Here is a 23,777-nt window from a genome sequence, read left to right on the forward strand (position 1 = left end):
GGCGTGCTCGTACACGTCTACGAACACGCCACCTTACGCGTTCGCGCCGAGGGCGGCGCCGGGTCAGCTCTCCGTGTGCTCGTCGGCCACGCTCAGCGCGGCGTCCAGCACGGCCAGGCCCTCCTTCAGCTCGGCCTCGGTCACGTTGCAGGGCGGCACGACATGGGTGCGGTTCATGTTCACGAACGGCCACACCCCGCCCGCCTTCATGGCGGCCGTGAACGCGGCCATCGGGGCGTTCGCCTCACCGCTCGCGTTGTACGGCACCAGCGGCTCGCGCGTCTCCTTGCTGCGCACCAGCTCGATCGCCCAGAACATGCCGAGCCCGCGGACCTCGCCCACGCTCGGGTGCCGCTCGGCCAGCTCGCGCAGCGCCGGCTCCAGGACCGTCGTACCGAGCCGGCCGGCCTGCTCGACGACGCCCTCCTCGGCCATGACCTGGATGGTGGCGACGGCGGCGGCGCAGGCCAGCGGGTGCCCGGAGTAGGTGAGGCCGCCGGGGTAGGGCCGCCTGCCGAAGGTGTCGGCGATCTCGGCGGAGATGGCGACACCGCCGAGCGGCACATAGCCGCTGTTCACGCCCTTGGCGAAGGTCATCAGGTCCGGTACGACGCCGAAGTGGTCGGCGGCGAACCATGCGCCGGTGCGGCCGAAGCCCGCCATGACCTCGTCCAGGACGAAGACGATCCCGTGCCGGTCGCAGATCTCCCGCACCCCGGCGAGATAGCCGGGCGGCGGCACCATGATCCCGGCGGTGCCGGGCACGGTCTCCAGGACGATCGCGGCGATGGTCGCGGGCCCCTCGAAGGCGATCGTCGTCTCCAGGTGCTCAAGGGCGCGGGCGCACTCCTGCTCCTCGGTCTCGGCGTAGAAGCGGGAGCGGTAGAGGAAGGGCGCCCAGAAGTGCACGACCCCGGCCGAGCCGCTGTCGCTGGCCCAGCGGCGCGGGTCGCCGGTGATGTTGATCGCCTGCTGGGTGCCGCCGTGGTACGAGCGGTACGCCGAGAGCACCTTGGGGCGGCCCGTGTGCAGCCGGGCCATGCGCACCGCGTGCTCGACGGCGTCCGCGCCGCCGTTGGTGAAGAAGATCTTGTCCAGGTCGCCGGGGGTGCGCTCGGCGATCAGCCGGGCCGCCTCGGACCGTGCCTCGATCGCGAAGGCGGGCGCGAAGGTGGTCATCTTCGCGGCCTGCTCCTGTATCGCCGCGACGACCTTCGGGTGCTGGTAGCCGATGTTGGTGTAGACGAGCCCGCTGGTGAAGTCCAGGTAGCGCTTGCCGTCGTAGTCCCAGAAGTACGACCCCTCCGCGCCGGCGACGGCGAGCGGGTCGATGAGTTCCTGCGCGGACCAGGAGTGGAACACATGCGCGCGGTCCGCTGCCTTCACTGCGGCGCCGGCTTCGGGATGGGGCTGAGGGGTCATGCGGGCGAGCGTAAATGTCCGCGATGCGGAATCGGTATCGGCGTCCTGTCTGTGGACACGGGCTTTCCGCGACAGGTTGTCGAGACAGGGAACGGCCGGGCGGAGCGGGCCCATGAGCGCCATTGACAGCAAGCTGTCAAGGTGACAGTCTTCTGTCATCAGAGGTACGGCCCGGAGGAGGAACCATGAGCACCACCGTCCGCAAGCCCGTGCACCACGCCGTCTACGACACCTACGCCGACTGGGAGACCGGGTACGCCACCGCCTGCCTCGCCCGCGCCGGCCACGAGATCCGCACGGTCGGCCCGGGCACCGAGCCGGTCCGCAGCATCGGCGGGCTGCGCGTCACCCCCGACCTCGCCCTGGACGCCGTACGCCCCGAGGAGAGCGCGCTGCTGATCCTGCCGGGCGCCGACCTGTGGGAGAGCGGCGACGACCTGGCCCCCTTCGCCCGCAAGGCGCGCGAGTTCCTCGACGCGGGCGTCCCCGTGGCGGCGATCTGCGGCGCGACGGCCGGACTGGCCCGCGAGGGCCTGCTCGACGACCGCGCCCACACCAGCGCGGTGTCCTTCTACCTGGCGGCGACGGGATACGGCGGCGGCGAGCGGTACGTCGAGACGGACGCCGTCACCGACGGGGGACTGATCACCGCCGGGCCCACCGAGCCGGTCGCCTTCGCCCGCGAGGTCCTGGGGCTCCTCGGGGTGTACCAGGGGGAGGTGCTGGACGCCTGGTACCGGCTGTTCCACGACTCCGACGTCGAGGCGTACGCCGTGCTGGAGAAGGCGGGGGCGCGGTGAGCCGGGAGCGGCAGGACCTGTTCAGCCGGAGCGCGCTCGGCGTGTTCCGGCTCAACGGCCAATTCCTGTCCGTCGCGGAGGAGTTGGCGAGCCCCGCCGGGCTCACCGCCGCCTGGTGGCAGGTGCTCGGCGCGGTGCTGCGCGAGCCGCTGCCGGTGTCCGGGATCGCCCGTGCCATGGGCATCACCCGGCAGAGCGTCCAGCGCATCGCGGACCTCCTGGTCGGCAAGGGCCTCGCCGAGTACCGCCCCAACCCCGCCCACCGCCGCGCCAAGCTGCTCGCGCCGACGGAGGCGGGACGGGCGGCCGTGGGCCGGATCGACCCCGGTCACGCGGCCTTCGCCGACCGGCTGGCGGAGGCGTTCGGCGAGGAGGAACTGGCCCTGGCCGTCGAGGCGTTGGAGCGGCTGTCGCGGGTGCTGGAAGAGCTGGCGGCGACGGCCGGCCGGCCGCCGGCAGCCGTTACGGAACCGTAGGCGCGAGCCCTCTCACCTGTCCGTTCGCCGCACTATCGTGGAGGCGTCGCACAGGCGGTACTGGGGGAGGGCCTGCGATGCGCGAGCTCGGTGCGGAGGATCCGCCGGGGGTGCCCCCGGCGGCAGGCCGCGGGAGGGTCGGCGCCTACCGGTTGCTGGCGCGGCTGGGTACCGGCGGGATGGGGCAGGTGTATCTCGCCCGGTCCGACCGCGGGCGCATGGTCGCCGTGAAGCTGATCAGGCGGGAGCTGGCGGCGCGGGAGGAGTTCCGGGCGCGGTTCCGGCAGGAGGTGCGGGCCGCGCAGCGGGTCGGCGGGTACTGGACGGCACCCGTGCTGGACGCCGACACCGAGGCCGAGGTGCCGTGGGTGGCCACCGGGTACGTCGCCGGGCCCAGCCTCCAGCAGGTCGTGGGCGTCGACCACGGGCCACTGCCCGAGCGGTCGGTGCGCATCCTCGCGGCCGGTCTGGCGCACGCGCTGAAGGACATCCACGCGGCCGGCATCGTCCACCGCGACCTCAAGCCGTCCAACGTGCTGGTGACCATCGACGGTCCCCGGGTCATCGACTTCGGGATCGCGCGGGCGCTGGACGCGGGGGGCGCCGGCGCCACGGGCGGTGCGTGGGACGGGACCGGGACCGGCAGGGACGCCGGGGCCGGGAGCGGTGCCGGGGCCGACGGGCTGACCCGCACCGGTGTGCTCGTCGGCTCCCCCGGCTTCATGGCTCCCGAGCAGGTCCGCGGGGAGCGCCTGACCCCGGCCTGCGACGTCTTCTGCCTCGGGTCCGTCCTGGCCTACGCCGCGACGGGCGCGCTGCCCTTCGGTGACGCCGGCAGCGGCGTGCACGCCCTCATGTTCCGTATCGCCCAGGAGGAACCCGACCTCGCACGGGTCCCCGAGGGCCTCGCCGACCTCGTCCGCGACTGCCTGCGCAAGGACCCCGGCGCCCGTCCCACCCTCGACCGCATCCTCGAACGCACCGGCGCGGAGGACACCGTCGCCGACGGCCGCTCCCGCGACCCCTGGCTGCCGAGCGCACTGGTCGCCCAGCTCGGCCGGCACGCGGTCCAGCTGCTGGAGACGGAGGATCCGGCGGGGGCGGCCGCGGAGGACGGCGCCGACCGGGCCGGGCTGGTGGAGCCGCCGTGGGCGCGGACGGCGCGGGACGGGGCGCAGGCGCCGGGGGCGCCCGCCGTACGCCCCTCCCCGGAGCACGCCCCCGTCGCCGACGGTCCCGGCGCCCCGGCGCACCCCGCCTACGGTCCGCCCCCGGTCCAGGGCTCCCCGCGGCCCGCCCCACCCGTCCACGCCTACGGCTATCCGCAGCCACCCGTGCAGCCGCCCGCGTACGGCTCCCCGCAGCCGCCCGCCCAGCCTCCCGTCTACGGCTCCCCGCACCCGATCGCCCAGCCGCCCGCCTACGGCCACCCCCCGGCCCCCGCCCTCCACACCGCCCCCGGCCCCTTCGAGCCCCCCGAGCCCCCGCGCCGCAACGGCCGGGCCACCGCCGCCCTCGTGGCCGTGGCGGTGGTCGTCGCGCTGGCGGCGGGCGGCTCGGTGTACGCCCTGCTGAACGGCGGCGACAGCGAGGACCGGGCGACCCCCACCCCGACCGGCGCCCCGGTCACCGCACCCCCGCCGACCCCCACCCCGACCCCCTCCGACTCCGGCCCGACCCCCTCCACCCCACCGGACGGCGAGATCCCGGAGCCGTACCTGGGCACCTGGACGGCGACGATCGACAACGGGACCGGCCGCAACACCCGCGTGCTGACCATCCGGCAGGGCGAGGTCGGCGACACGGTGCTGTCCCTGACCGCCGACGGCCCCACGGACAACGGCACCTACCACTGCGTCTTCGAGGCCGAACTGACCGCGAGACCCGCCCCGGACGGCCCCCTCGCCATCGGCCCCTCCACCGTCACCACCGGCGAACCCGCGAGCTCCTGCGCCCCCGGCGCCGCGACCGAGGTCACCCTCCTGCCCGACGGCACGCTCCGCCGCGTGAACACCTCGACGGGCGAGGAACTGACCTACCGCCGAGGCTGACGCCCGGAGCGGGCCACGGGGACCGCACGCGGCCTCACCTCGGCTCGGGCGGCCGCTGCCGCGGCATGTTCGGCCGGGCCGGGCCGTTCGGGGGGAGGGGGAAGCGGCCGTTGAGGTGGCCGGGGTCGGTGGGCCGACCCGACGCGGGCACCGTGGACTGCAGGGCGAGCGGGGCCGAACCGGTACGGAAGGCGACCATCCAGTCGGCGGTCTCGGCGCGGACCAGCTCCGTGACGTCCTCGGAGAAGCGGCGCAGGACGGCGAGGCAGCGCTCGGCGGCCTCCCCGGCCGTGCCCTCGGTGGGGCCGAGGACCTCGCGGACGCTCTCCGAGGCCCAGTCGAACTGGAGGACCTGGAGCCGGCGCTGGACGGCCTGCGCGGTGGCCACGTCCCTTATCCAGCCCGAGGTGACACCGAAGAAGCGGTCCACGCCGATGCAGGCGACCGCGAGGAGCAGGGCCAGATAGCCCCAGGGGGCGACGCCGCCGACGGCACCGGTGAGGTCCAGCAGGGGCAGGGCCGCCCCGGCCACCGCGCCCGCCGCCGCGCCCGTGCGCAGGGCCCGCGCGCCCCGGCGCTTCCAGACCCGGTCGGCGAGATACCACGCGGCCGTCTGCAGCGCCCCCTGCTCCACCCACCGGTAGAGCTCCTCCAGCCGCTCGGCGGGCTCGCCCCAGTCGCCGTGCGGGAACGCCCGCCCGGTCAGATCGCCCGGCCGCAGTGCCGCGTCGCCGCGTCCGTCCTGCGGCGGCCCCTCGGGCTGCATCTCCGGCTGACCCACCCGGCACTCCCTACTGATCACGGTGCGTGACGCGAACGACGGCGCTCACGTGACACCTGATGCTGATGCGCCGGGTCCTTCCTACCGCCGGGTGGGTGGCGAAGAGGAGGGTTTCGCAGGCTTTCCGCCCGGAAGTGGGCCTTGATCAGGTATAGGACAGACACTCGGCTCACCCGAAAGAGTGGCGGGGCGACGGCCGCGCCGACCACGTAGGCTCGACCCGAACGGGGACGAGCCCCCGTTCCGGACGGCGCACAAGGCGACAGAGGAGAACAGATCGTGATCCCCGGTGGTGGCCAGCCCAATATGCAGCAGCTGCTGCAGCAGGCGCAGAAGATGCAGCAGGACCTGGCGCGGGCGCAGGAGGAACTGGCGAACACGGAGGTCGACGGGCAGGCCGGCGGCGGCCTGGTGAAGGCCACCGTCACCGGTTCCGGCGAGCTGCGCGCCCTGAAGATCGACCCGAAGGCGGTGGACCCGGAGGACACCGAGACCCTCGCCGACCTGATCGTCGCCGCCGTGCACGCGGCGAACGAGAACGCGCAGGCCCTCCAGCAGCAGAAGCTCGGCCCGCTGGCCCAGGGCCTCGGCGGCGGTATCCCCGGCCTGCCTTTCTAAGACGGGCGGCGGGCATCTACCGTACGTAGTGAAGGAACACCAGGAAGGACGGCAGTCCGTTGTACGAAGGCGTGGTCCAGGACCTGATCGACGAGCTGGGGCGGCTGCCCGGCGTCGGTCCGAAGAGTGCCCAGCGGATCGCCTTCCACGTCCTTCAGGCGGAACCGACGGACGTACGGCGGCTGGCCCAGGCCCTGATGGAGGTCAAGGCCAAGGTCCGCTTCTGCGCGGTGTGCGGGAACGTCGCGCAGGAGGAGCAGTGCGCCATCTGCCGTGATCCCCGCCGCGACCCGTCGGTGATCTGTGTGGTCGAGGAGCCCAAGGACGTCGTCGCCATCGAGCGCACGCGCGAGTTCCGCGGCCGCTACCACGTCCTCGGCGGCGCGATCAGCCCGATCGAGGGTGTCGGTCCGGACGACCTGCGTATACGGGAACTTCTCGCGCGGTTGGCCGACGGTACGGTCACGGAGCTGATCCTGGCCACGGACCCGAATCTGGAAGGCGAGGCCACGGCCACGTACCTCGCCCGCATGATCAAGCCCATGGGCCTGAAGGTCACCCGCCTGGCCAGCGGCCTCCCGGTGGGTGGCGACCTGGAGTACGCGGACGAGGTGACCCTCGGCCGTGCCTTCGAGGGGAGACGACTGCTAGATGTCTGACGCCACGCTGCACGCGACCGGCCAGAACCCGGACGACTTCGCGGTCCAGATCGCGGATCAGATCGAGAGCTTCCTGGTGGCCGTCACGGAGGTGGCCAAGGGCGACGAGCCGGACTCGGCGGTCCCCTTCCTCCTCCTGGAGGTCTCCCAGCTCCTGCTGGCCGGCGGCCGCCTGGGCGCCCACGAGGACATCGTCCCCGACGAGCGCTACGAGCCTGACCCGGGCCCCGAACCGGAGTTCGACGAGCTGCGCGAGAACCTCGCCCGGCTCCTGGACCCGATCGACGTCTACTCCGAGGTCTTCGACCCCTACGAGCCCCGCAAGGCGCCCGTCCCGGCCCGGATCTCCGACGACCTCGCCGATGTCGTCGCCGACCTGCGCCACGGCATGGCCCACTACCGCGCGGGCCGCACCTCCGAGGCGCTGTGGTGGTGGCAGTTCTCCTACTTCTCCAACTGGGGCACCACCGCCTCCGCGACGCTCAGGGCCCTGCACTCCGTGCTGGCCCACGTCCGCCTCAACCAGCCCCTGGAGGAACTGGACGGCCTCGACACCGACCAGACCCTCGGCGACGACACCCTGGAGTTCGAGGCCGGCCAGGTCATGACCCAGGAGATCGCCGGCCCGCTGGGGATGAAGCCCGCCAAGAAGTGACATGAGATCATCCGACCGCCTGTACTGGCGACAAGGGGGAGGATGATCACCATGTACGCACTGACCCTGGGCGACGACGGGGCCGAACTGCGGCCGCTGGAGCCGTGGCGGGCCGAGGAGTTCCTCACGCACATGGACCGGGGGCGGGAGTTCGTCGGCCGGCACATCGCGCTCGCGGACGCCGTGAGCGATGCGGCGGCGGCGCGCGCGTTCCTCCAGGCGTACGCCGAGAAGGCGGCCGCCGACACCGGGCGGATCCACGGGATCTGGGTGGACGGGAAGCTGGTCGGCGGGGTGCTCGTGCGGATCATGGACGTGGGGCAGGGCACCGCCGAGGTGGGGTGCTGGCTGGAGTCGGCGGCCGTGGGGCGGGGGCTGGTCACCCGCGCGTGCCGCCTGCTCATCGACTGGCTCGTCGCGGAGCGCGGGATCCAGCGGGTGGAGTGGCGGGTGTCCTCCGCCAACGAGCCGAGCATCGCCGCCGCCCGGCGGCTCGGCTTCCGGCGGGACGGCGTGCTGCGGCAGAGCTCGGTGCACCACGGCGAGCGGCAGGACATCGAGGTGTGGTCCGTGCTCGCGGACGAGTGGCGCGCCGCACGAGAGCGGACGTGACCTGCCCCACTTTCCGAGTGGGCGGCCCTTCGCCGGGCAGAGTCCAGTCCGGTGCCCCGGAATCTCACGATGCGATATCGCAAGGGTGAATTCGGGGCGCTCGATAGACTGAGCCGACCCGCAGTACACCGGCGTATGAGCGGGAAAAGAGACGAACCGAGCGAGGAGCGCACGTGGGCCTTGTCGTGCAGAAGTACGGAGGCTCCTCCGTAGCCGATGCCGAGGGCATCAAGCGCGTCGCCAAGCGGATCGTGGAAGCCAAGAAGAACGGCCACCAGGTGGTCGCCGTGGTTTCTGCGATGGGCGACACGACGGACGAGCTGATCGATCTCGCCGAGCAGGTATCCCCGATGCCTGCCGGGCGCGAGCTCGACATGCTGCTGACCGCCGGAGAGCGTATCTCCATGGCTCTGCTGGCCATGGCGATCAAAAACCTGGGCCACAGCGCCCAGTCGTTCACCGGCAGCCAGGCAGGTGTCATCACCGACTCGGTCCACAACAAAGCGCGGATCATCGACGTCACGCCGGGCCGTATCCGGGACTCGCTGGACGAGGGCAACATCGCCATCGTGGCCGGCTTCCAGGGTGTGAGCCAGGACAGCAAGGACATCACCACCCTCGGGCGCGGTGGGTCCGACACGACGGCCGTGGCGCTCGCCGCCGCCCTCGACGCCGAGGTCTGTGAGATCTACACCGACGTCGACGGTGTGTTCACCGCCGACCCGCGCGTGGTGAAGAAGGCGAAGAAGATCGACTGGATCTCCTTCGAGGACATGCTGGAGCTGGCAAGCTCCGGGTCCAAGGTGCTGCTCCACCGCTGTGTGGAGTACGCCCGTCGGTACAACATCCCGATCCATGTGCGGTCCAGCTTCAGCGGCCTTCAGGGCACGTGGGTGAGCAGCGAGCCGATCAAGCAAGGGGACAAGAAGGTGGAGCAGGCCATCATCTCCGGTGTCGCGCACGACACCTCCGAGGCCAAGATCACGGTCGTCGGTGTGCCGGACAAGCCGGGCGAGGCCGCCGCGATCTTCCGCACGATCTCCGACGCCGAGATCAACATCGACATGATCGTGCAGAACGTGTCCGCCGCCTCCACCGGTCTGACGGACATCTCGTTCACGCTGCCCAAGACCGAGGGCCGCAAGGCCATCGACGCCCTGGAGAAGTCCAAGGCGGGCATCGGCTTCGAGTCGCTGCGCTACGACGACCAGATCGGGAAGATCTCGCTGGTCGGCGCGGGGATGAAGACCAACCCGGGTGTCACCGCGGACTTCTTCACCGCCCTGTCCGACGCCGGCGTGAACATCGAGCTGATCTCGACCTCCGAGATCCGTATCTCGGTCGTCACCCGCGCCGACGACGTCAACGAGGCCGTGCGCGCGGTGCACACCGCGTTCGGGCTCGACTCCGACAGCGACGAGGCCGTCGTCTACGGGGGCACCGGGCGATGACCCGCCGACCGACGCTCGCGGTCGTGGGGGCGACCGGGGCCGTCGGCCAGGTCATGCTCCAGATCCTGTCCCACCGGGCGGACATCTGGGGCGAGATCCGACTCGTCGCCTCCCCGCGCTCGGCCGGCCGCAAGCTGGCCGTGCGCGGGGAGGAGGTCGAGGTGGTGGCCCTGTCGGAGGAGGTCTTCGACGGGGTCGACATCGCGATGTTCGACGTGCCCGACGACGTCGCGGCCCGGTGGGCGCCCCTCGCGGCCGCCCGCGGGTGCGTGGTCGTGGACAACTCCGCCGCCTTCCGGATGGACCCGGAGGTGCCGCTGGTGGTGCCCGAGGTCAATCCGCACACGGCACGGATGCGGCCGCGCGGGATCGTGGCCAACCCCAACTGCACGACGCTGTCCATGATCGTCGCTCTGGGTGCGCTGCACGCCGAGTTCGGGCTGCAGGAGCTGGTGGTCTCGTCGTACCAGGCGGTGAGCGGGGCCGGGCGGGCCGGCATCGACACCCTGCGCCGCCAGCTGGAGCTCGTGGCCGGTACGGAGCTGGGCAGCACTCCGGGTGACGTGCGGCGGGCCGTCGGGGACGACACCGGGCCGTTCCCGGAGCCGGTGGCGCTGAACGTCGTACCGTGGGCCGGTTCGCCGGTCGGGGACGGGTGGTCCTCGGAGGAGATGAAGGTGCGGGACGAGTCCCGCAAGATCCTCGCCCTGCCCGAGCTGCCGGTCGCCGTGACCTGTGTGCGGGTGCCGGTGGTCACCACGCACTCGCTGACCGTCCATGCCCGCTTCCAGCGGGAGGTCACCGTCGCCGGGGCGCGCGAGATCCTGGCGACCGCGCCGGGCGTGGTGCTGTTCGACAACCCCGCCGCCGGGGAGTTCCCGACCCCCGCCGACGTGGTGGGCACCGATCCGACGTGGGTCGGGCGGGTGCGGCGGGCCCTGGACGACCCCACCGCGCTGGAGCTGTTCGTGTGCGGGGACAATCTGCGCAAGGGCGCGGCCCTGAACACCGCGCAGATCGCGGAGCTGGTCGCGGCGGAGTTTTCGTCCTAGAAGGCGTGGGCCCGGAAACCCTGTGGACCGGCTTGGCTCGATTTGTAAGATCTGCGTAAGACATGTGATCCGAACAATGGTCCGGGCCACGTGAACCGGATCCCGGCGGCGTCCGAAGATTTTCCTCCCCGCCCTCCGCAACCGCGCGGAGGGCGGGGAGCGTCTATGCGAGCGCCCTTCCGGGGTGCAAGCGCATTCATCCACGGCGTGGGGACGCCACGGGCGGACGTGGGGACGGCCGCTCGCAGGGGACATAGGGGAAGAGCGGGACGCATGAGGGCATCTGAGGCTCCGTCGGCTGTGCTGCCTGGCGTGAGATCCGTGTCGGGCAGACCGTCCGGCGCAAAAGTGACGCCCGGCACGTACAACCCCCACGGGGGGAAACGTGTCCAACTGGCGTGGCAGAGGTACTCGACTTCAGCGTGGCCCCGCGCGGCGCGGCCCTTCGGCCGTCCGTCCGCCGGGCCCAGCGCCCCCGCATGCCCGGTGCTGCCGGCGGCATGCCGGTGATCGCCCCCATGCCCGCAGCGCGGCCCGCCCGCATCCCCAGTCAGCGCGACGGCGCGGAAGAGGCCGTGGCGGCCGGCACCACCGTCGACCACCTCACCGAGACCTACCGCGCGCACTACCGCTCGCTCCTCGGTCTCGCCGCGCTCCTCCTCGACGACACCGCCTCCTGCGAGGACGTCGTCCAGGAGGCGTTCATCCGCGTCCACTCCGCGCGCAAGCGCGTCCGGGACCCGGAGAAGACGCTCGCCTACCTCCGGCAGACCGTCGTCAACCTCTCCCGCTCCACCCTGCGCCGCCGCATCCTCGGTCTGAAGCTGCTGTCCAAGCCGATGCCGGACATGGCCAGCGCGGAGGAGGGCGCCTACGACTCGCTCGAACGCCGCGATCTGATCCAGGCGATGAAGAGCCTGCAGCGCCGCCAGCGCGAGGTGCTGGTGCTGCGCTACTTCGCGGACATGACGGAGGCCCAGGTCGCCGAGACCCTCGGCATCTCGCTGGGCTCGGTCAAGGCATACGGCTCCCGCGGCATCGCGGCCCTGCGGCTGGCGATGGGGGCGTCGGCGAAATGAGCGAGCACGACGACGAGGCCGTGGTGCCGCGCCGGGGGGCGGACGAAGCGGATCAGCAAGTGTCCAAGCAACCTGGGAACGGAACCGTGAACGACAGCCCCGACGAACTCGGCCCCCAGGGGCTCGGCTCGGACGAGCTGGCACTGCGCCGCCTGCTGCACGAGGCGGTGCAGGACGTCGAGCCCCGCGACGGCACCCTGGACCATCTGCGCCGGGCGGTACCCGCCCGCCGCGCCCGCAAGCGTCAGGCCGCCGTCGGCATGGCGGCCGCCGCGCTGTTCCTCGGCACCGCCGTCCCCGCGCTCGTGCACGTCTCCAACAGCACCGGCTCCGCCGACCCGTCCCCCGTCGGCCACGGCGCGGCCGCCCAGGGCGGCGCCGGCGAGGGCAAGGGCGAGGACGGCGGCCAGGGCGAGGGCGGCGGCACCGACGGCGGCGCCGGCAAGGGCGGCACCGACGGCGGCAGGCCCGCCGACCCGGACAAGGGCGGCTCCGGCGGCTCCGGCTCCGGCGGCGGGGGCGGATCCTCCGACACCGGCGGCTCGGGCGCCCCCGAGTGCACCGCCGACCAGCTCTCCGCCACCGGCTCCCTCGGCGCCCCCGACTCCATGGGCGCGGTCTACGGCACCTTCCGCGTCACCAACAACGGCGACGGCAGCTGTACCGTCAGCGGCCCCGGCACCGTGACCCCGCTCGCCCAGGGCGCCGCCGACCCCGGCCGGATCGGTGTGGCGAGCCATGTCGCCGGGGACGCGGCCGGCGGGCTGCCCGACCCGTCCTTGGAGGCGGGCCGGCTCGTCCTGCTGCCGGGCGCCGCCTACGAGGTGAGGTTCGGCTGGGTGCCCTCCGAGGCGTGCCCCACGGGCAACGGCAGCGGCGGCGGCGACGGCGGCTCCGGTGACGGCGGCACGGACGGCGGCTCCGGCGACGGCGGCACCGATGGCGGCTCCGGCGACGGCGGCACGGACGGCGGCTCCACCGACGGCGGGACCACGCCGACGCCGACGCCGACCCCCACCGACGCGACCACCACCTCCAGCGGCAGCGGCGGCACCACCACCGACGGCGCCGCGGCCACCAGCGGGGACACCGGGATGTCCACCCAGCTGGTCACCCAGGACTGGACGTCCTCCGGCAGCGTCATCGTGGCCTACGCGGCCGAGCCGGGCGCGCCGGGCGCCAGCGTCACCATCGGCGACGCGTGCGCCGGGACGGTCTACCGGACCGGGCTGCTCTCCGGGTCGTAGGACGGCGAGGTGCCGGGGGAGGCGTCGTCCTCGTCCGGCACCAGGCCCATCTCCGCGTCGCGGATCAGCTCCACCTCGCGGCGCAGCAGCCGGAACCACATGAAGACGACGAAGCCGCCGAAGACGAACCACTCACCGGTGTAGCCGAGGTTCTGGAACGCCTTCAGATCCAGGCCGGTCTGGGCCGCCGCCTTCGCGGGCACGGCCTTCATCCCCGAGTCGCCCTCGTTGAGCGTCACCCAGGCGTCCTCGACGCCGTAGGGCACCAGGTTGACCAGCGAGGCCGAGCTGATCGCCGCCGTCTGCCCGGCGGGCAGTCCGCCGCGGGCGCTGACGCCGTTGTCGCCGGGCACCTCGGACGCCTGGAGCGCGCCCGTCACGGTCACCTCGCCGGCCGGGGGCGCCGGGGCCTTCGCCGGGTCGGGGGTGCCGGGCAGCCAGCCGCGGACCACCGGGAGGGCCTTGCCGCCGTCCTGGCGCAGCAGGGTGAGGACGTAGTAGCCGCTCCTGCCGTCCAGCTCGCGGTCGGGGACGAGCAGCTGGTCGGCGTAGCGGCCGGTGGCGGTGGCCTGCTCGCCGGAGGTCGCCTTGTCCACCGGCAGCAGCTCGGCCAGCGGCCGCGCGGCCTCCCGCCGGTCCGCCGTGGCCTTCTCGTCCGCGGTGCGGTGGTTGTCCATCCGCTCCTCGAACCGGCCCAGCTGCCAGGAGCCCATGAACACGCAGAAGGGGATGGCGAGCAGCACGAAGACGTTGATGCCCCACCAGCGGGGTGTCAGCAGGAACCGGTACACGCCTTCCACGGTACGGGTCGGGGGTACGGATCCCCGCCGCGGGGTCGGCGGGGCGGGGCTCAGGGCCGGTCCGGCTTCCTCGCCCGCAGCGAGTACATCAGCGGGATGCGCGGGCGGTCCTCGGGGAAGCGGTGGTAGCCGTCGCGGACCTCGAAGTTCTCGAAGCGCGGGAAGAGCGAGACGTCGTGCTCGTGCAGGAACTCCAGGCGCAGCCCGGCGTCCGCGAGGGCCGTCACCACCGAGCCCAGCGGGTGCCGCCACTCCACACTGCGGTTGTGCACGGTGTCGGCGTCCCGCCCGGCGTAGGTGCCGGGCGCGTCGTACACCTGGGCGTCGCGGGTGAAGTAGTCCTCGACCACCCGCGAGCCGGTCTCGTCGTCCAGCACGTCGGTGAGCGGATGGAACTCGGCGAGGTAGAGGAATCCGCCGGGCGCGACGAGCGAGGCGGCGGTACGGGCCCAGCGCTCGATGTCCGGCAGCCAGCACAGGGCGCCGCCGCCGGTGTAGACGATGTCGTACGAGGGCTCCGGGACGGCGAGCGGCGCGTCGTACACGTCCGAGGCGACGAAGCGGGCCCGGTCCTCCTCGTACCCGAGGTCGGCGGCCAGCTCGCGGGCGACCTTGACGGCCGGCTCGGAGAAGTCGACGCCGACCACCCGCGCGGCCCCGTGCCGGGCCCAGGCGAGGGTGTCCAGGCCCATGTGGCACTGCAGGTGCAGGAGCGTCCGCCCGGTGACGTCCCCGACCTCGGCCAGTTCGAAGTCGCGCAGCGGGTCGGCGCCGGCGCGGAAGCCGTCGAGGTCGTAGAAGGCGCTCTGCGCGTGCAGCGGGACCCGCTCGTCCCAGTGCGAGCGGTTGGCCTCGTGCCAGTCGGCGGGGTGCAGGTTCATCGGTGGGCGGTCCTTCGGGGCCGGTCGGTTGCCGGTCGAAGTTATCCACACCGTGGGGGCGGCGCCACCGGTTTGCGGACCCTGCCCGGCGTGGCACTCACCAGGGCCCCGGTTCCGGTTTGATAGGGGCCATGAGCAGCGACGCAGAAGCCATGCCCGAGTGGGAGAAGCGGTTCCGCGCACCGCGTGTCTCCCTGCCCGACTGGGCCGAGGACGCCCCCGACCGCTCCCTGTTCGTGTCGAACGCGACGGGGACGTACGAGCTGTACGCCTGGGACCGCGCCACCGGCGCCCAGCGTCAGGTGACCGACCGGCCCAACGGCACCACGGACGGGGCGCTCTCCCCGGACGGCGCCTGGATCTGGTGGTTCGACGACAAGGACGGCGACGAGTTCGGCGTCTGGCGCCGCCAGCCGTTCGAGGGCGGCGAGGACGAGATCGCCGTGCCGGGCCTGGAGCCGTCCTACCCGGCCGGGCTCGCGCTCGGCCGGGACGGCTCGACGGCCGTGATCGGGCGGTCCACGGACGACGACGGTACGACGATCCACGTGGCGCGGGCCGGGCAGGCGCCGGTGGAGATCTACCGGCACCGCGAGTCCGCGGGCGTCGGCGACCTCTCCCACGACGGCACGCTGCTCGCCATCGAGCACACCGAGCACGGTGACGCCATGCACTCCGCGCTGCGCGTGCTGCGCCTGGACGGCACGGCCGTCGCCGAGCTGGACGACACCAAGGGCGGCACCGCCGAGCTGGGCCTGGAGGTGCTGGGCTTCGCGCCGGTCGCCGGTGACACCCGGCTGCTCGTCGGCCATCAGCGGCGCGGCCGCTGGGAGCCGCTGGTGTGGGACGTGGCCTCCGGCGAGGAGACCGACCTGGCGCTGGAGCTGCCCGGCGATGTGAGCGCCGAGTGGTACCCGGACGGTACGGGGCTGCTGATCGCGCACAGCTTCGAGGCGCGCAGCGAGCTGTTCCGGTACGACCTGGCGAGCCGTGCGCTGGAGCGGGTGGACACCCCGCCGGGCACGGTGTCGGGGGCGACGGCCCGTCCCGACGGCAGTGTGGAGTACCTGTGGTCGTCGGCGGCCTCGCCGTCCGCGGTGCGGTCCACCTCCGGCGGGGTGGTGCTCGATCCGCCGGGGATGAAGTCGCCGGGGTCGGTGCCGGTGGAGGACGTGTGGGTGGAGGGGCCGGGCGGCCGTATCCACGCGCTGGTGCAGAAGCCGGCGGGCGCGACGGGCCCCCTGCCGACGGTCTTCGACATCCACGGCGGGCCGACCTGGCACGACAGCGACTCCTTCGCGGCCGGTCCGGCCGCCTGGGTGGACCACGGGTACGCGGTCGTCCGCGTCAACTACCGAGGCTCCACCGGGTACGGGCGGGCCTGGACCGACGCCCTGAAGCACCGGGTCGGCCTCATCGAGCTGGAGGACATCGCGGCGGTACGGGAATGGGCGGTGACCTCCGGGCTGGCCGACCCGGCCCGCCTCGTCCTCACCGGCGGTTCCTGGGGCGGCTACCTCACCCTCCTCGGCCTCGGCACCCAGCCGGACGCGTGGGCGCTGGGCATCGCGGCGGTGCCCGTCGCGGACTACGTCACCGCGTACCACGACGAGATGGAGGCGCTCAAGGCGATGGACCGCACCCTGCTCGGCGGTACGCCGGAGGAGGTGCCCGAGCGCTACGAGGCGTCCTCGCCGCTGACCTACGTCGACCAGGTGAAGGCTCCGGTCTACATCTCGGCCGGCGTCAACGACCCCCGCTGCCCCATCCGCCAGATCGACAACTACGTCAAGCGTCTGGAGGCCCGCGGGGCGGTGCACGAGGTGTACCGCTACGACGCAGGTCACGGGTCGCTGGTCGTCGACGAGCGCATCAAGCAGGTCCGCCTGGAGCTGGACTTCGCGGAACGGCACCTGCCGTAGGGGGCGGCTGAGGGCTGTCGGGGACGGCTGCGGCTTGTGGGTGGCTGGTCGCGCAGTTCCCCGCGCCCCTTGGGGACGTGCAGTGACCGCCGGTCCTACCCGCGCAGCGGCGGGCGCTTTTGCGCGGCTGCGGGTGGTGGGCGGCTGGTCGCGCAGTTCCCCGCGCCCCTTGGGGACGTGCAGTGACCGCCGGTCCTACCCGCGCAGCGGCGGGCAGTCGTGCCGCTGGGGCGGCACGGGTGGGCGACGCGGCACCCTGCCGGCGCCGGGAAGCGTCACCCGCCCGGCCTCGGCCCAGGGGCCGGGGCCCGGCGCCCCAGCAGTTCCGCGAACCCCCTGCGGGTGGCGGCGAGGATGACACGGTCGCCCGCGCCGAGGACGTACTCGTCGGGCAGCTCCCACACGAGCCCCGACGACCCCGCGTCCTCGGCGCCGGACCGCGTGTCCAGGGCCAGCACCCGCCAGGACCCGGCCCGGAACGCCTCGCCCACCGTCCGCCCCTCCAACTGCGGATGCCCGGCGACCTCCAGCGCCGCGAACAGCAGCACCCGCCGCTCGACCGGGATCGCGCCCAGGATCTGCCGCCCGAACATCGCCCCGGCGAAGGCGGGCGCGGCGAGATGCGTCACGCTGCGGCTCCGCGTCAGCGCATGCGGATGCGCGGCCCGCAGGGTCCGGTACACGGCGGTCGCGAAGTCGTCGTCGTACAGCCGCAGCACCACCCGTAGATCCGACCGCACGGAACGGGCGTACAGCGCGGCCTCCAGATTCGTGGAGTCGACGCTGGTCAGCGCGAGCAGCGCATGGGCCCGCCGCACCTTCGCCGCCTCCAGCACCCCCTCCTGCGTGACGTCCCCCAGCACCACCGGCACCCGCAGCCGCCGTGCCACGGCGAGCCCGCGCGCTTCCGGGTCGGCCTCGACGCACACCACGGGGATGTCCAGCTCCCGCAGCCGGATCAGCACCCGCGCACCGATCTTGCCGAGCCCGAGCAGCACCACATGCCCGCCGAGCCCGCGCGGCGGCTTGCGCAGCCCCGACGCGCTGCGGAAGGCGCCGAGGGCTTCGAGGACGGCGGCCAGCAGCACCGGCAGGAGCAGCAACCCCAGCAGCCCGGCGAGGAGTTGCAGGACCTGACGGCCCGTCGACTCGTGATGCGCGGGCTCGTTGATGGCGAACAGGTCCAGCAGCGTCACATACGTGGCGTGCAGCGGATGGTCCCCGGTCACCACCGTCAGGGCCACCGCCAGCGCGACCACACAGCCGACCAGCCCGGCCAGCGACCAGCGCAGCCGCCGCGAGAACAGCGACCCGAAGGCCGGCACCCCGGAGGCGGGCGTGCCGGAGGCCCCGGCGTACGACACAGCGGCATGGTCTTCTCGGCGGTCTTCACCAGCGAGGAGATGATCAGCCCGAACATCATCGAGGTGAAGCCGAGCGCCATGTGCTCCAGCACGATCGTGCCGCGCCCGGTCGCCTCCCGCACCGCCGCGGCGTCCGGCAGCAGCCGCGGCCCCAGCTCACCGCTGCTCTCCGAACCGTCCGTACCCGCGGGGTCGTTGCTCGTCGCGGACAGCAGCGCGAGAGTCGCCAGACCCGGCGCGGCGACCTGTCCCGGACCCGGCGGCCGCCGCTCCACCGCCCGCAGCATCAGCCCCTCCGTCTGGAGGACCTTGCTGGTGCCGGTGAGCGCGGTCGCGGCGAGCGCGGGCGCGGCCGTGTCCGCGTCGGAGAGCACCACGGTGGAGGCGTCCGAGGGGGATCCGGTCGCCAACGCCGCCGCCTGGTCGAGGAGTTCCTCGATGTGCTGGCCCAGCCGCCGGTTGTACAGCCGCAGGACGAGCCGCAGACGCGGATTGAGGCGGCGGGCGGTCAGCGCGGCACGGATGTTGGTCTCGTCGTCGTCGTACACCAGCGCCAGCGCCGCCGCGCGGTCCACCCCCGCCTCCGCCAGCACCGCCTCGGTGGGTTCACCGGCCTCCATCACCCGCTCGGCGGGGGTGCCGTCGCCGTTGCCGCGGGCCGCGTTCACCATCCGGTCCAGCAGCGCTGCGGAGGCCGCGCGGGCCCGTCCGACGACCGGCCGGCGCACCCGGCGCTGCGCCGGGGGCACCACGAGCGTGACCTGTTCGCCGTAGACACCGCGCAGTTCGGCGGCGAGCCGGTGCGCCAGCCCGTCGTCGCCGCACACCACCATGTGCGCGTGCGCGCCGCCCGGCGCGCCCTGGTTCGGAACGCTCCCCACGACAGGACAGACTGCCGCATGCGCAAGGGTGGTTCCCGCGCGGCTGAACGCCCGGTGGCCGTCGTCCGTATCCGCGGGGAGAGATCAGGAGGGGGCCCGTGGGCGTGAGCCATCAGCCGCCGGCCGGGACGCGACGCCGGCCGGACCTGACGTTGCTGCCGGTCCTCGTCCTGATGCTGGGGGTGGTCCTCCAGGGCCCGGTACGGCGGGCGCTGGCCGCACCGGTGCTGCAGGACTGGACGGCCGTCTTCCTCGGGGTGATGCTCCAGGGGCTGCCCTTCCTGGTGTTCGGGGTGCTGCTGTCGGCGGCGATCGCGGTGTTCGTCCCGGCGGCCTTCCTCGCCCGCGCGCTGCCCGCCCGGCCCGCGCTCGCCGTACCGGCCGCGGGGTTCGCGGGCGCGGTGCTGCCCGGCTGCGAGTGCGCCTCGGTGCCGGTGGCGGGGGCGCTGATCCGGCGCGGGGTCGCCCCGGCCGCCGCGTTCGCGTTCCTCGTCTCGGCACCGGCCGTCAACCCGGTGGTGCTCACGGCGACCGCCGTCGCCTTCCCGGGCGCGCCGGAGATGGTGGTGGCCCGCCTGGTGGCGGGGCTGCTGGTGGCGTGCGCGGTGGGCTGGCTGTGGCAGCGGCTGGGGCGCGAGGGCTGGCTGCGCCCGCCCCGCCGTCCGGTCCACGACGGGCAGGGCGGCCGGTGGGCCGCGTTCTGGGGTTCCGTGCGCCACGACGTGCTGCACGCGGGCGGCTTCCTGGTGGTCGGCGCGGGGGCGGCGGCGACGCTGAAGGCGGTGGTGCCGGAGCGCTGGCTCGGCTCGGTCGCCGGGATTCCGGTGGTGTCCGTGCTGGCGCTCGCCGTGCTGGCGGTGCTGCTGTCGATCTGCTCGGAGGCGGACGCGTTCGTCGCCGCGTCCCTCACCCAGTTCTCGCCGACCGCGCGGCTGGCGTTCCTCGTGGTCGGTCCGGTGATGGACCTGAAACTGGCCGCCATGCACGCGGCGACCTTCGGCCGCGGCTTCGCCCTGCGCTTCGCCCCCGCCGCCTTCGCCGTCGCCCTGGCGGTGTCGGCGCTGACCGGGGCGGTCCTGCTGTGAGCCGGGCGGCGGTGCGGGGGACGGGGGCGGGGGCGCGAGTGCCGCGCCGGCGCGCGGAGGTCGCGCTGTGAGCCGGGCGGCGGGTGCGGCGCCCGGGCGGGCGGCGGGCGCGGAGGGTGCGCGGTGAACCGGGCCGCGCAGGCCGCGGTGCTGTTCCTGCTGGGCGCGTCCGTGCTGCACGCCGGCGCCACCGACCTGGCCCTGCGGTATGTCAAGGCGGGGCTGCGGCCGGCGCTGGCCGTGTGCGGCGCGGTGCTGATCGCGGCCGCGGCGGCGACGGCCTGGTACGGGGGACGGGGGCCGGGGCGGGGTCGGGGCCGGGGGCGGGGAGCGGTCGAGGGCGGGCACGCGGGAGTGGAGCTGCGGGGGGAGGCGCCCGAGCAGGGGGACGGGGGCGGGGAGGCGGACGGGCGCGGGGAGGCGGACGACCCAGGGGATGGGGACGCGCACGGGCATGGGGACGGGGACGCGCACGGGCATGGGGAGGCGGACGGGCACGGGGACGGGGACGCGCACGGGGACGGGGACGCGCACGGGCACGTCGGCCCGCGTGTCTCCTGGTTGCTCGTGCTGCCGCTGCTGGTGCTGGTCCTTCTCGCCCCGCCCGCGCCGGGCGCGCACAGCGCGATGCGTTCCGGTACGGCGCTGACGGAGCCGCTCGCCTATCCGCCGCTGCCCGCCGAGGAGCCGGGGGACCCGCGGGCGCCGTTGCGCCTCGGCCTCGCCGACTACGCCGCCCGCGCCGCCTTCGACGCCGGCCGCACCCTGGACGGCCGCCGGGTCCGGATCACCGGGTTCGTCGCCCTGGACGGCAGCGGGACGCCGTACCTGGTGCGCATGACTCTGAACTGCTGCGCCGCCGACGCCCGTCCGGTGAAGGTCGGCCTCACCGGCCGCGTCCCGCCGGTGCTCCAGCCGGACATGTGGCTGGAGGTGACGGGGACGTACACGCCGACGCGGACCGCCGACCCGGTCAACCGGGGCCCGATCCCGTACGTCGAGGTCGCCTCGGCGCGACCCGTGCCCGCCCCGAGCGACCCGTACGACGCCTCCGTGCTGTGACGCCCCGACCCGCACCGCGCGGCGCGCCCCGTGCGGAGGGATCCCGTGCACTGGAGTTCGGCTCTTCGTCGAGGGGTGTGATCCCGCGGGTGCGTGCGCCACCCGGCGTGCGCGTGGCGCGTTGGGGTTGCCGTGGCGCGGATGCAGGGACGGTTCTGCATCTCCGGGTGCGCGGTTGTGCAGGAACGGTTCTGCACAGCCTTCCGGGGTCGCGCCGGGCACGGCAACGGGGAGTGAACGACAGTGTGGACAAGCGCCGGCGGAGCCGACGGCCCGCCCGCCTCCGACGACAGTGGTGCGACGGGACTGATCGGGCGGGCGGGGGAGACCGCACGGCTGCGCGAACTGCTCGCCGCCCACCGGCTGGTGACGGTCACCGGACCGGCCGGGGTCGGCAAGAGCCGGCTCGGGGCGGCGGTGTGCGCGGCCATGACCGACGGACCCTGGCAGCGGGTCGTCCGGGTGCGGTGGCCGGGCGGCGGCCCGAAGCCCTCCGGGGCGCTGGCGGCGGGGGTGCTGCGGGTCCTGGGCGAGGCCGAGACGATCGCCGGCCCTCCCGCGCCCGCCTCCGGACGGGAAGCCGCCGAGGGCGAGAGGAGGGACAACGCCCCTTCCCTCACCCGAGGCCCGACCGCCCTGCCTACCGGACCTGGTCCGACCGAGCTGCCGGGCGCCGCCGGTCCGACCGCCCCACCTGGCGCGGCCGGTACGACCGCTCTTCCGGCTGCAGCTGGCCCGACCGCCCTGCCTACTACCGGACCTGGTCCGACCGCGCTGCCGGATGCCGCCGGTCCGACCGCCCCACCTGGCGCCGCCGGCCCGACCGCCCTGCCTACTACCGGACCTGGTCCGACCGCGCTGCCGGGCGCCTCCGGCCCGACCGCCCCACCTGGCCCGCCCGGTACGACCGCCCTGCCGGGCGACGCCGGTGCCGCCGTCTCTCCGGGCGCCCCCAGACCCGCCACCTGGTCCGGGACCCCCGGCCCCACCGCCCCCTCCGGGCCCCCGGCCACCACCCGTCCCTCCACCGCCTCCGGCCCCGTCGCCGTGGCCGAAGCCGTGTGCCGGGCCGCGCGGGGTGGCCCCCTGCTGCTGTTCCTCGACGACGTCGACCCCGTGCACACCGAGTGCGCCGGGCTGGTGCAGCGGCTGCTGATGGCCGTACCGGAGGTCCGGGTGCTGGTGACCTCGCGCGCGGCCCTCGGACTCGGGGACGAGCGGGTGCTGCGGCTCGCCCCGCTGCGGACCGAGCCGCGGGACGGCGAGGGCGGACGGTCCCCGGCGGTGCGGCTGTTCCTGGAGCGGGCGCGCGGCGAGGGCCCGCTCGACCTGCCGGCCGTGCACGAGGTGTGCCGTCTGCTGGAGGGGATGCCGCTGGCGATCGAGCTGGCCGCCGGACAGACCGGCCGGCACACGGCGGACGAACTCGCCCGGTTGCTGCGGCGCCACCAGTGCTGGTTGTCCGGCCCGCTGCCGGGCGCCCCGCGCCGCCACCGCTCGCTGCGCGCGGCGATCGGCTCGGTGTACGCGCTGAACGAGCGTGCCCTGCGGGTGGTGTGGGCGCGCGCCAGCGTCTTCGCGGGCTCCTTCGCCGAGTCGACGGCGGTGTTCCTGTGCGCGGGCGGCGGTGTCGAACCGCACGAGGTGCCCGGCTGTCTGGCCCGCCTCGGCGCGATCGGCGTACTGCGCCCCGAGGGCGACCCCGGCGGGGTGCATCCGCCCCGCTACCGGATGACCGCCGCCGCCCGCGACTTCGGCGCCGAACGGCTGCGCGCGGCGGGCGAGTTCCCGGTCGCCGTGGAGCGGCTGGTCACCCACGGCCGCCGGGTGGCCGAGGTCGCCGAGGACCTGTGGAGCGCGGGCTCCCAGCGGCAGGCGGTACGGCTGCTGGCGGAGGAGCAGGAGGACCTCATGGCGGTGGCGCGGCACGCGCTGGAGCGGCCCGAGCACACCGAGGCCGCGCTGGAGACGGTCGTCGGCCTGTGGTTCTGGTGGGTGGTGTACGACCACGCCGAGGCCGGCCGCGAGCTGCTGCTCACCCTGCTGCGGCGGTGCGAGCCGGACAGTGCGCTGGCGGTGCGCGCGGGGTGGCTGGCGGCCTGGCTGACCGCCCCCGGCGATCCGGCCGCCGCCCGCGCGCTGCTGGGCCGCGCCTGGCCGGCCGCGGTCCTCGCGGGCGACGACGCCGCGCTCGGCCGTATCGCCCATGTGCAGGGCATGCTGGCGCTGCGCGAGCGGGACCCGGTGGCCGCCGCCGCGCACTTCGGGGAGGCGGCCGACACCATCCCGCCGCACTCCCCGGGCGGCCCGTCGGCCGCGGTGAGCCTCGCCGCGCTGGCCGTCGCGCAGGCCGCGTTCGATCCGGCCGCCGCCCGCCGCAGCGCGCGCCGGGCGCTGTCCCACCCGGATGTGCGCGAGGACACCTGGGCGTGTCTGCTCGCCCGCTACGCCCGTGCCTTCGTCGACCACCGCCACGGCCGCCGCGGCCGCGCCTGGCACCGCGCCCGGCGTGCCCTGGCCGCGCTCGACCTGGAGCTCCCGGCCCCGCTGCCCGCCCCGCACGGCCGCGCGGCCCTGCACGGGCTGATCGCCGACATCGAGTCCGGCACCGCGGGCCGCGACCGCGGGCGGGTCCCGTTCATCCCGACACCGCGGCCGGCGACGGGGCTGCCGGTGCCGACCCGGTGAGACGCCGGATACGTCACGAACGTCGCGAACTCCCGGTGATCTCCGTCACTTGGGGCCGGTTCGGCGTGACGTTCGTACGCCAGTGCGGGCTCAATACGGTGGGCCACGCATGTTTCTGCTGTGGCCGACGTGACTTTCTGCGGCCCGTGACCGTGGCCTTCATCTGAGGTGGATTCTTCGTGAGCCGACGT

At 74.3% G+C, this 23,777-nt stretch carries 19 protein-coding genes and 1 pseudogene; 15 read left to right on the plus strand and 5 right to left on the minus strand.

What is annotated here, in order from left to right; all coding sequences use genetic code 11:
- Window positions 1–63: 63 nt before the first annotated feature.
- Window positions 64–1,422 (minus strand): aspartate aminotransferase family protein, encoded by a 1,359-nt coding sequence (locus tag ACSU6M_RS18435; protein WP_437070848.1) that lies wholly within the window; start codon window positions 1,420–1,422, stop codon window positions 64–66.
- Window positions 1,423–1,607: 185 nt separating this feature from the next.
- On the opposite strand from ACSU6M_RS18435, the gene ACSU6M_RS18440 reads away from it, so the two are divergent.
- The 3 genes from ACSU6M_RS18440 (at window position 1,608) to ACSU6M_RS18450 (ending at window position 4,749) form a co-directional block, all read left to right on the plus strand.
- A complete protein-coding gene (locus ACSU6M_RS18440) occupies window positions 1,608–2,222 on the plus strand; it encodes a type 1 glutamine amidotransferase family protein (RefSeq protein ID WP_437070849.1) in 615 nt (204 codons plus the stop codon).
- Window positions 2,219–2,698: a MarR family winged helix-turn-helix transcriptional regulator gene (locus tag ACSU6M_RS18445; protein ID WP_437070850.1), complete on the plus strand. Its 480-nt coding sequence runs from the start codon at window positions 2,219–2,221 to the stop codon at window positions 2,696–2,698. Before ACSU6M_RS18440 ends, ACSU6M_RS18445 begins: the two co-directional genes overlap by 4 nt.
- 77 nt (window positions 2,699–2,775) lie before the next feature.
- Window positions 2,776–4,749 (plus strand): protein kinase domain-containing protein, encoded by a 1,974-nt coding sequence (locus tag ACSU6M_RS18450; protein ID WP_437070851.1) that lies wholly within the window; start codon window positions 2,776–2,778, stop codon window positions 4,747–4,749.
- Window positions 4,750–4,783: 34 nt separating this feature from the next.
- Here ACSU6M_RS18450 and ACSU6M_RS18455 read toward each other — a convergent pair whose 3' ends face one another.
- Entirely contained in the window at window positions 4,784–5,530 is a 747-nt protein-coding gene (locus ACSU6M_RS18455; RefSeq protein ID WP_437070852.1) for an SLATT domain-containing protein, read from the minus strand.
- A gap of 279 nt (window positions 5,531–5,809) precedes the next feature.
- Here ACSU6M_RS18455 and ACSU6M_RS18460 point away from each other — a divergent pair, with 279 nt between their 5' ends.
- The 8 genes from ACSU6M_RS18460 (at window position 5,810) to ACSU6M_RS18495 (ending at window position 12,903) form a co-directional block, all read left to right on the plus strand.
- Entirely contained in the window at window positions 5,810–6,148 is a 339-nt protein-coding gene (locus ACSU6M_RS18460) for a YbaB/EbfC family nucleoid-associated protein (RefSeq protein WP_437070853.1), read from the plus strand.
- Window positions 6,149–6,207: 59 nt separating this feature from the next.
- Window positions 6,208–6,807, plus strand: coding sequence for a recombination mediator RecR (recR, locus tag ACSU6M_RS18465; RefSeq protein WP_437070854.1), 600 nt, complete (start codon window positions 6,208–6,210; stop codon window positions 6,805–6,807).
- Complete coding sequence (locus ACSU6M_RS18470) at window positions 6,800–7,462, plus strand: DUF5063 domain-containing protein (protein WP_437070855.1); 663 nt, start codon at window positions 6,800–6,802, stop codon at window positions 7,460–7,462. Before recR ends, ACSU6M_RS18470 begins: the two co-directional genes overlap by 8 nt.
- Window positions 7,463–7,513: 51 nt before the next feature.
- Window positions 7,514–8,074: a GNAT family N-acetyltransferase gene (locus tag ACSU6M_RS18475; RefSeq protein WP_437070856.1), complete on the plus strand. Its 561-nt coding sequence runs from the start codon at window positions 7,514–7,516 to the stop codon at window positions 8,072–8,074.
- Between the two features lie 173 nt (window positions 8,075–8,247).
- Window positions 8,248–9,525: an aspartate kinase gene (locus ACSU6M_RS18480; RefSeq protein WP_437070857.1), complete on the plus strand. Its 1,278-nt coding sequence runs from the start codon at window positions 8,248–8,250 to the stop codon at window positions 9,523–9,525.
- The gene (locus ACSU6M_RS18485; protein WP_437070858.1) at window positions 9,522–10,577 is read left to right on the plus strand and encodes an aspartate-semialdehyde dehydrogenase; all 1,056 of its coding nucleotides are present in this window, start codon (window positions 9,522–9,524) and stop codon (window positions 10,575–10,577) included. The genes ACSU6M_RS18480 and ACSU6M_RS18485 overlap by 4 nt, the downstream gene beginning before the upstream one ends.
- Window positions 10,578–10,975: 398 nt before the next feature.
- Window positions 10,976–11,656, plus strand: a complete 681-nt coding sequence (locus ACSU6M_RS18490) for a SigE family RNA polymerase sigma factor (RefSeq protein ID WP_437070859.1) — start codon at window positions 10,976–10,978, stop codon at window positions 11,654–11,656.
- An 86-nt stretch (window positions 11,657–11,742) separates the two neighbouring features.
- Complete coding sequence (locus ACSU6M_RS18495; protein WP_437070860.1) at window positions 11,743–12,903, plus strand: hypothetical protein; 1,161 nt, start codon at window positions 11,743–11,745, stop codon at window positions 12,901–12,903.
- Here the strand turns inward: ACSU6M_RS18495 and ACSU6M_RS18500 are convergent.
- Together ACSU6M_RS18500 and ACSU6M_RS18505 are read right to left on the minus strand one after the other, a co-directional pair.
- Window positions 12,873–13,694: an SURF1 family protein gene (locus ACSU6M_RS18500; protein WP_437070861.1), complete on the minus strand. Its 822-nt coding sequence runs from the start codon at window positions 13,692–13,694 to the stop codon at window positions 12,873–12,875. The genes ACSU6M_RS18495 and ACSU6M_RS18500 overlap by 31 nt on opposite strands.
- A 59-nt stretch (window positions 13,695–13,753) precedes the next feature.
- On the minus strand, window positions 13,754–14,584 hold the full coding sequence (locus ACSU6M_RS18505; RefSeq protein ID WP_437070862.1) for a class I SAM-dependent methyltransferase: 831 nt from the start codon (window positions 14,582–14,584) through the stop codon (window positions 13,754–13,756).
- A gap of 131 nt (window positions 14,585–14,715) precedes the next feature.
- Here ACSU6M_RS18505 and ACSU6M_RS18510 point away from each other — a divergent pair, with 131 nt between their 5' ends.
- On the plus strand, window positions 14,716–16,506 hold the full coding sequence (locus ACSU6M_RS18510; RefSeq protein WP_437070863.1) for a prolyl oligopeptidase family serine peptidase: 1,791 nt from the start codon (window positions 14,716–14,718) through the stop codon (window positions 16,504–16,506).
- A 275-nt stretch (window positions 16,507–16,781) separates the two neighbouring features.
- Here ACSU6M_RS18510 and ACSU6M_RS18515 read toward each other — a convergent pair.
- Window positions 16,782–18,703 (minus strand): annotated as a pseudogene (locus tag ACSU6M_RS18515) (NAD-binding protein).
- A gap of 152 nt (window positions 18,704–18,855) precedes the next feature.
- On the opposite strand from ACSU6M_RS18515, the gene ACSU6M_RS18520 reads away from it, so the two are divergent.
- From ACSU6M_RS18520 to ACSU6M_RS18530, 3 genes are all read left to right on the plus strand, one after another.
- The gene (locus ACSU6M_RS18520; RefSeq protein WP_437070864.1) at window positions 18,856–19,836 is read left to right on the plus strand and encodes a permease; all 981 of its coding nucleotides are present in this window, start codon (window positions 18,856–18,858) and stop codon (window positions 19,834–19,836) included.
- A gap of 123 nt (window positions 19,837–19,959) precedes the next feature.
- The gene (locus tag ACSU6M_RS18525; RefSeq protein WP_437070865.1) at window positions 19,960–20,898 is read left to right on the plus strand and encodes a TIGR03943 family putative permease subunit; all 939 of its coding nucleotides are present in this window, start codon (window positions 19,960–19,962) and stop codon (window positions 20,896–20,898) included.
- Between the two features lie 1,047 nt (window positions 20,899–21,945).
- Window positions 21,946–23,586, plus strand: a complete 1,641-nt coding sequence (locus ACSU6M_RS18530; protein ID WP_437070866.1) for an ATP-binding protein — start codon at window positions 21,946–21,948, stop codon at window positions 23,584–23,586.
- The last annotated feature ends 191 nt before the right edge of the window (window positions 23,587–23,777 follow it).

This window comes from Streptomyces sp. enrichment culture (genome assembly GCF_964272895.1).
Classification (GTDB): Bacteria; Actinomycetota; Actinomycetes; order Streptomycetales; family Streptomycetaceae; genus Streptomyces.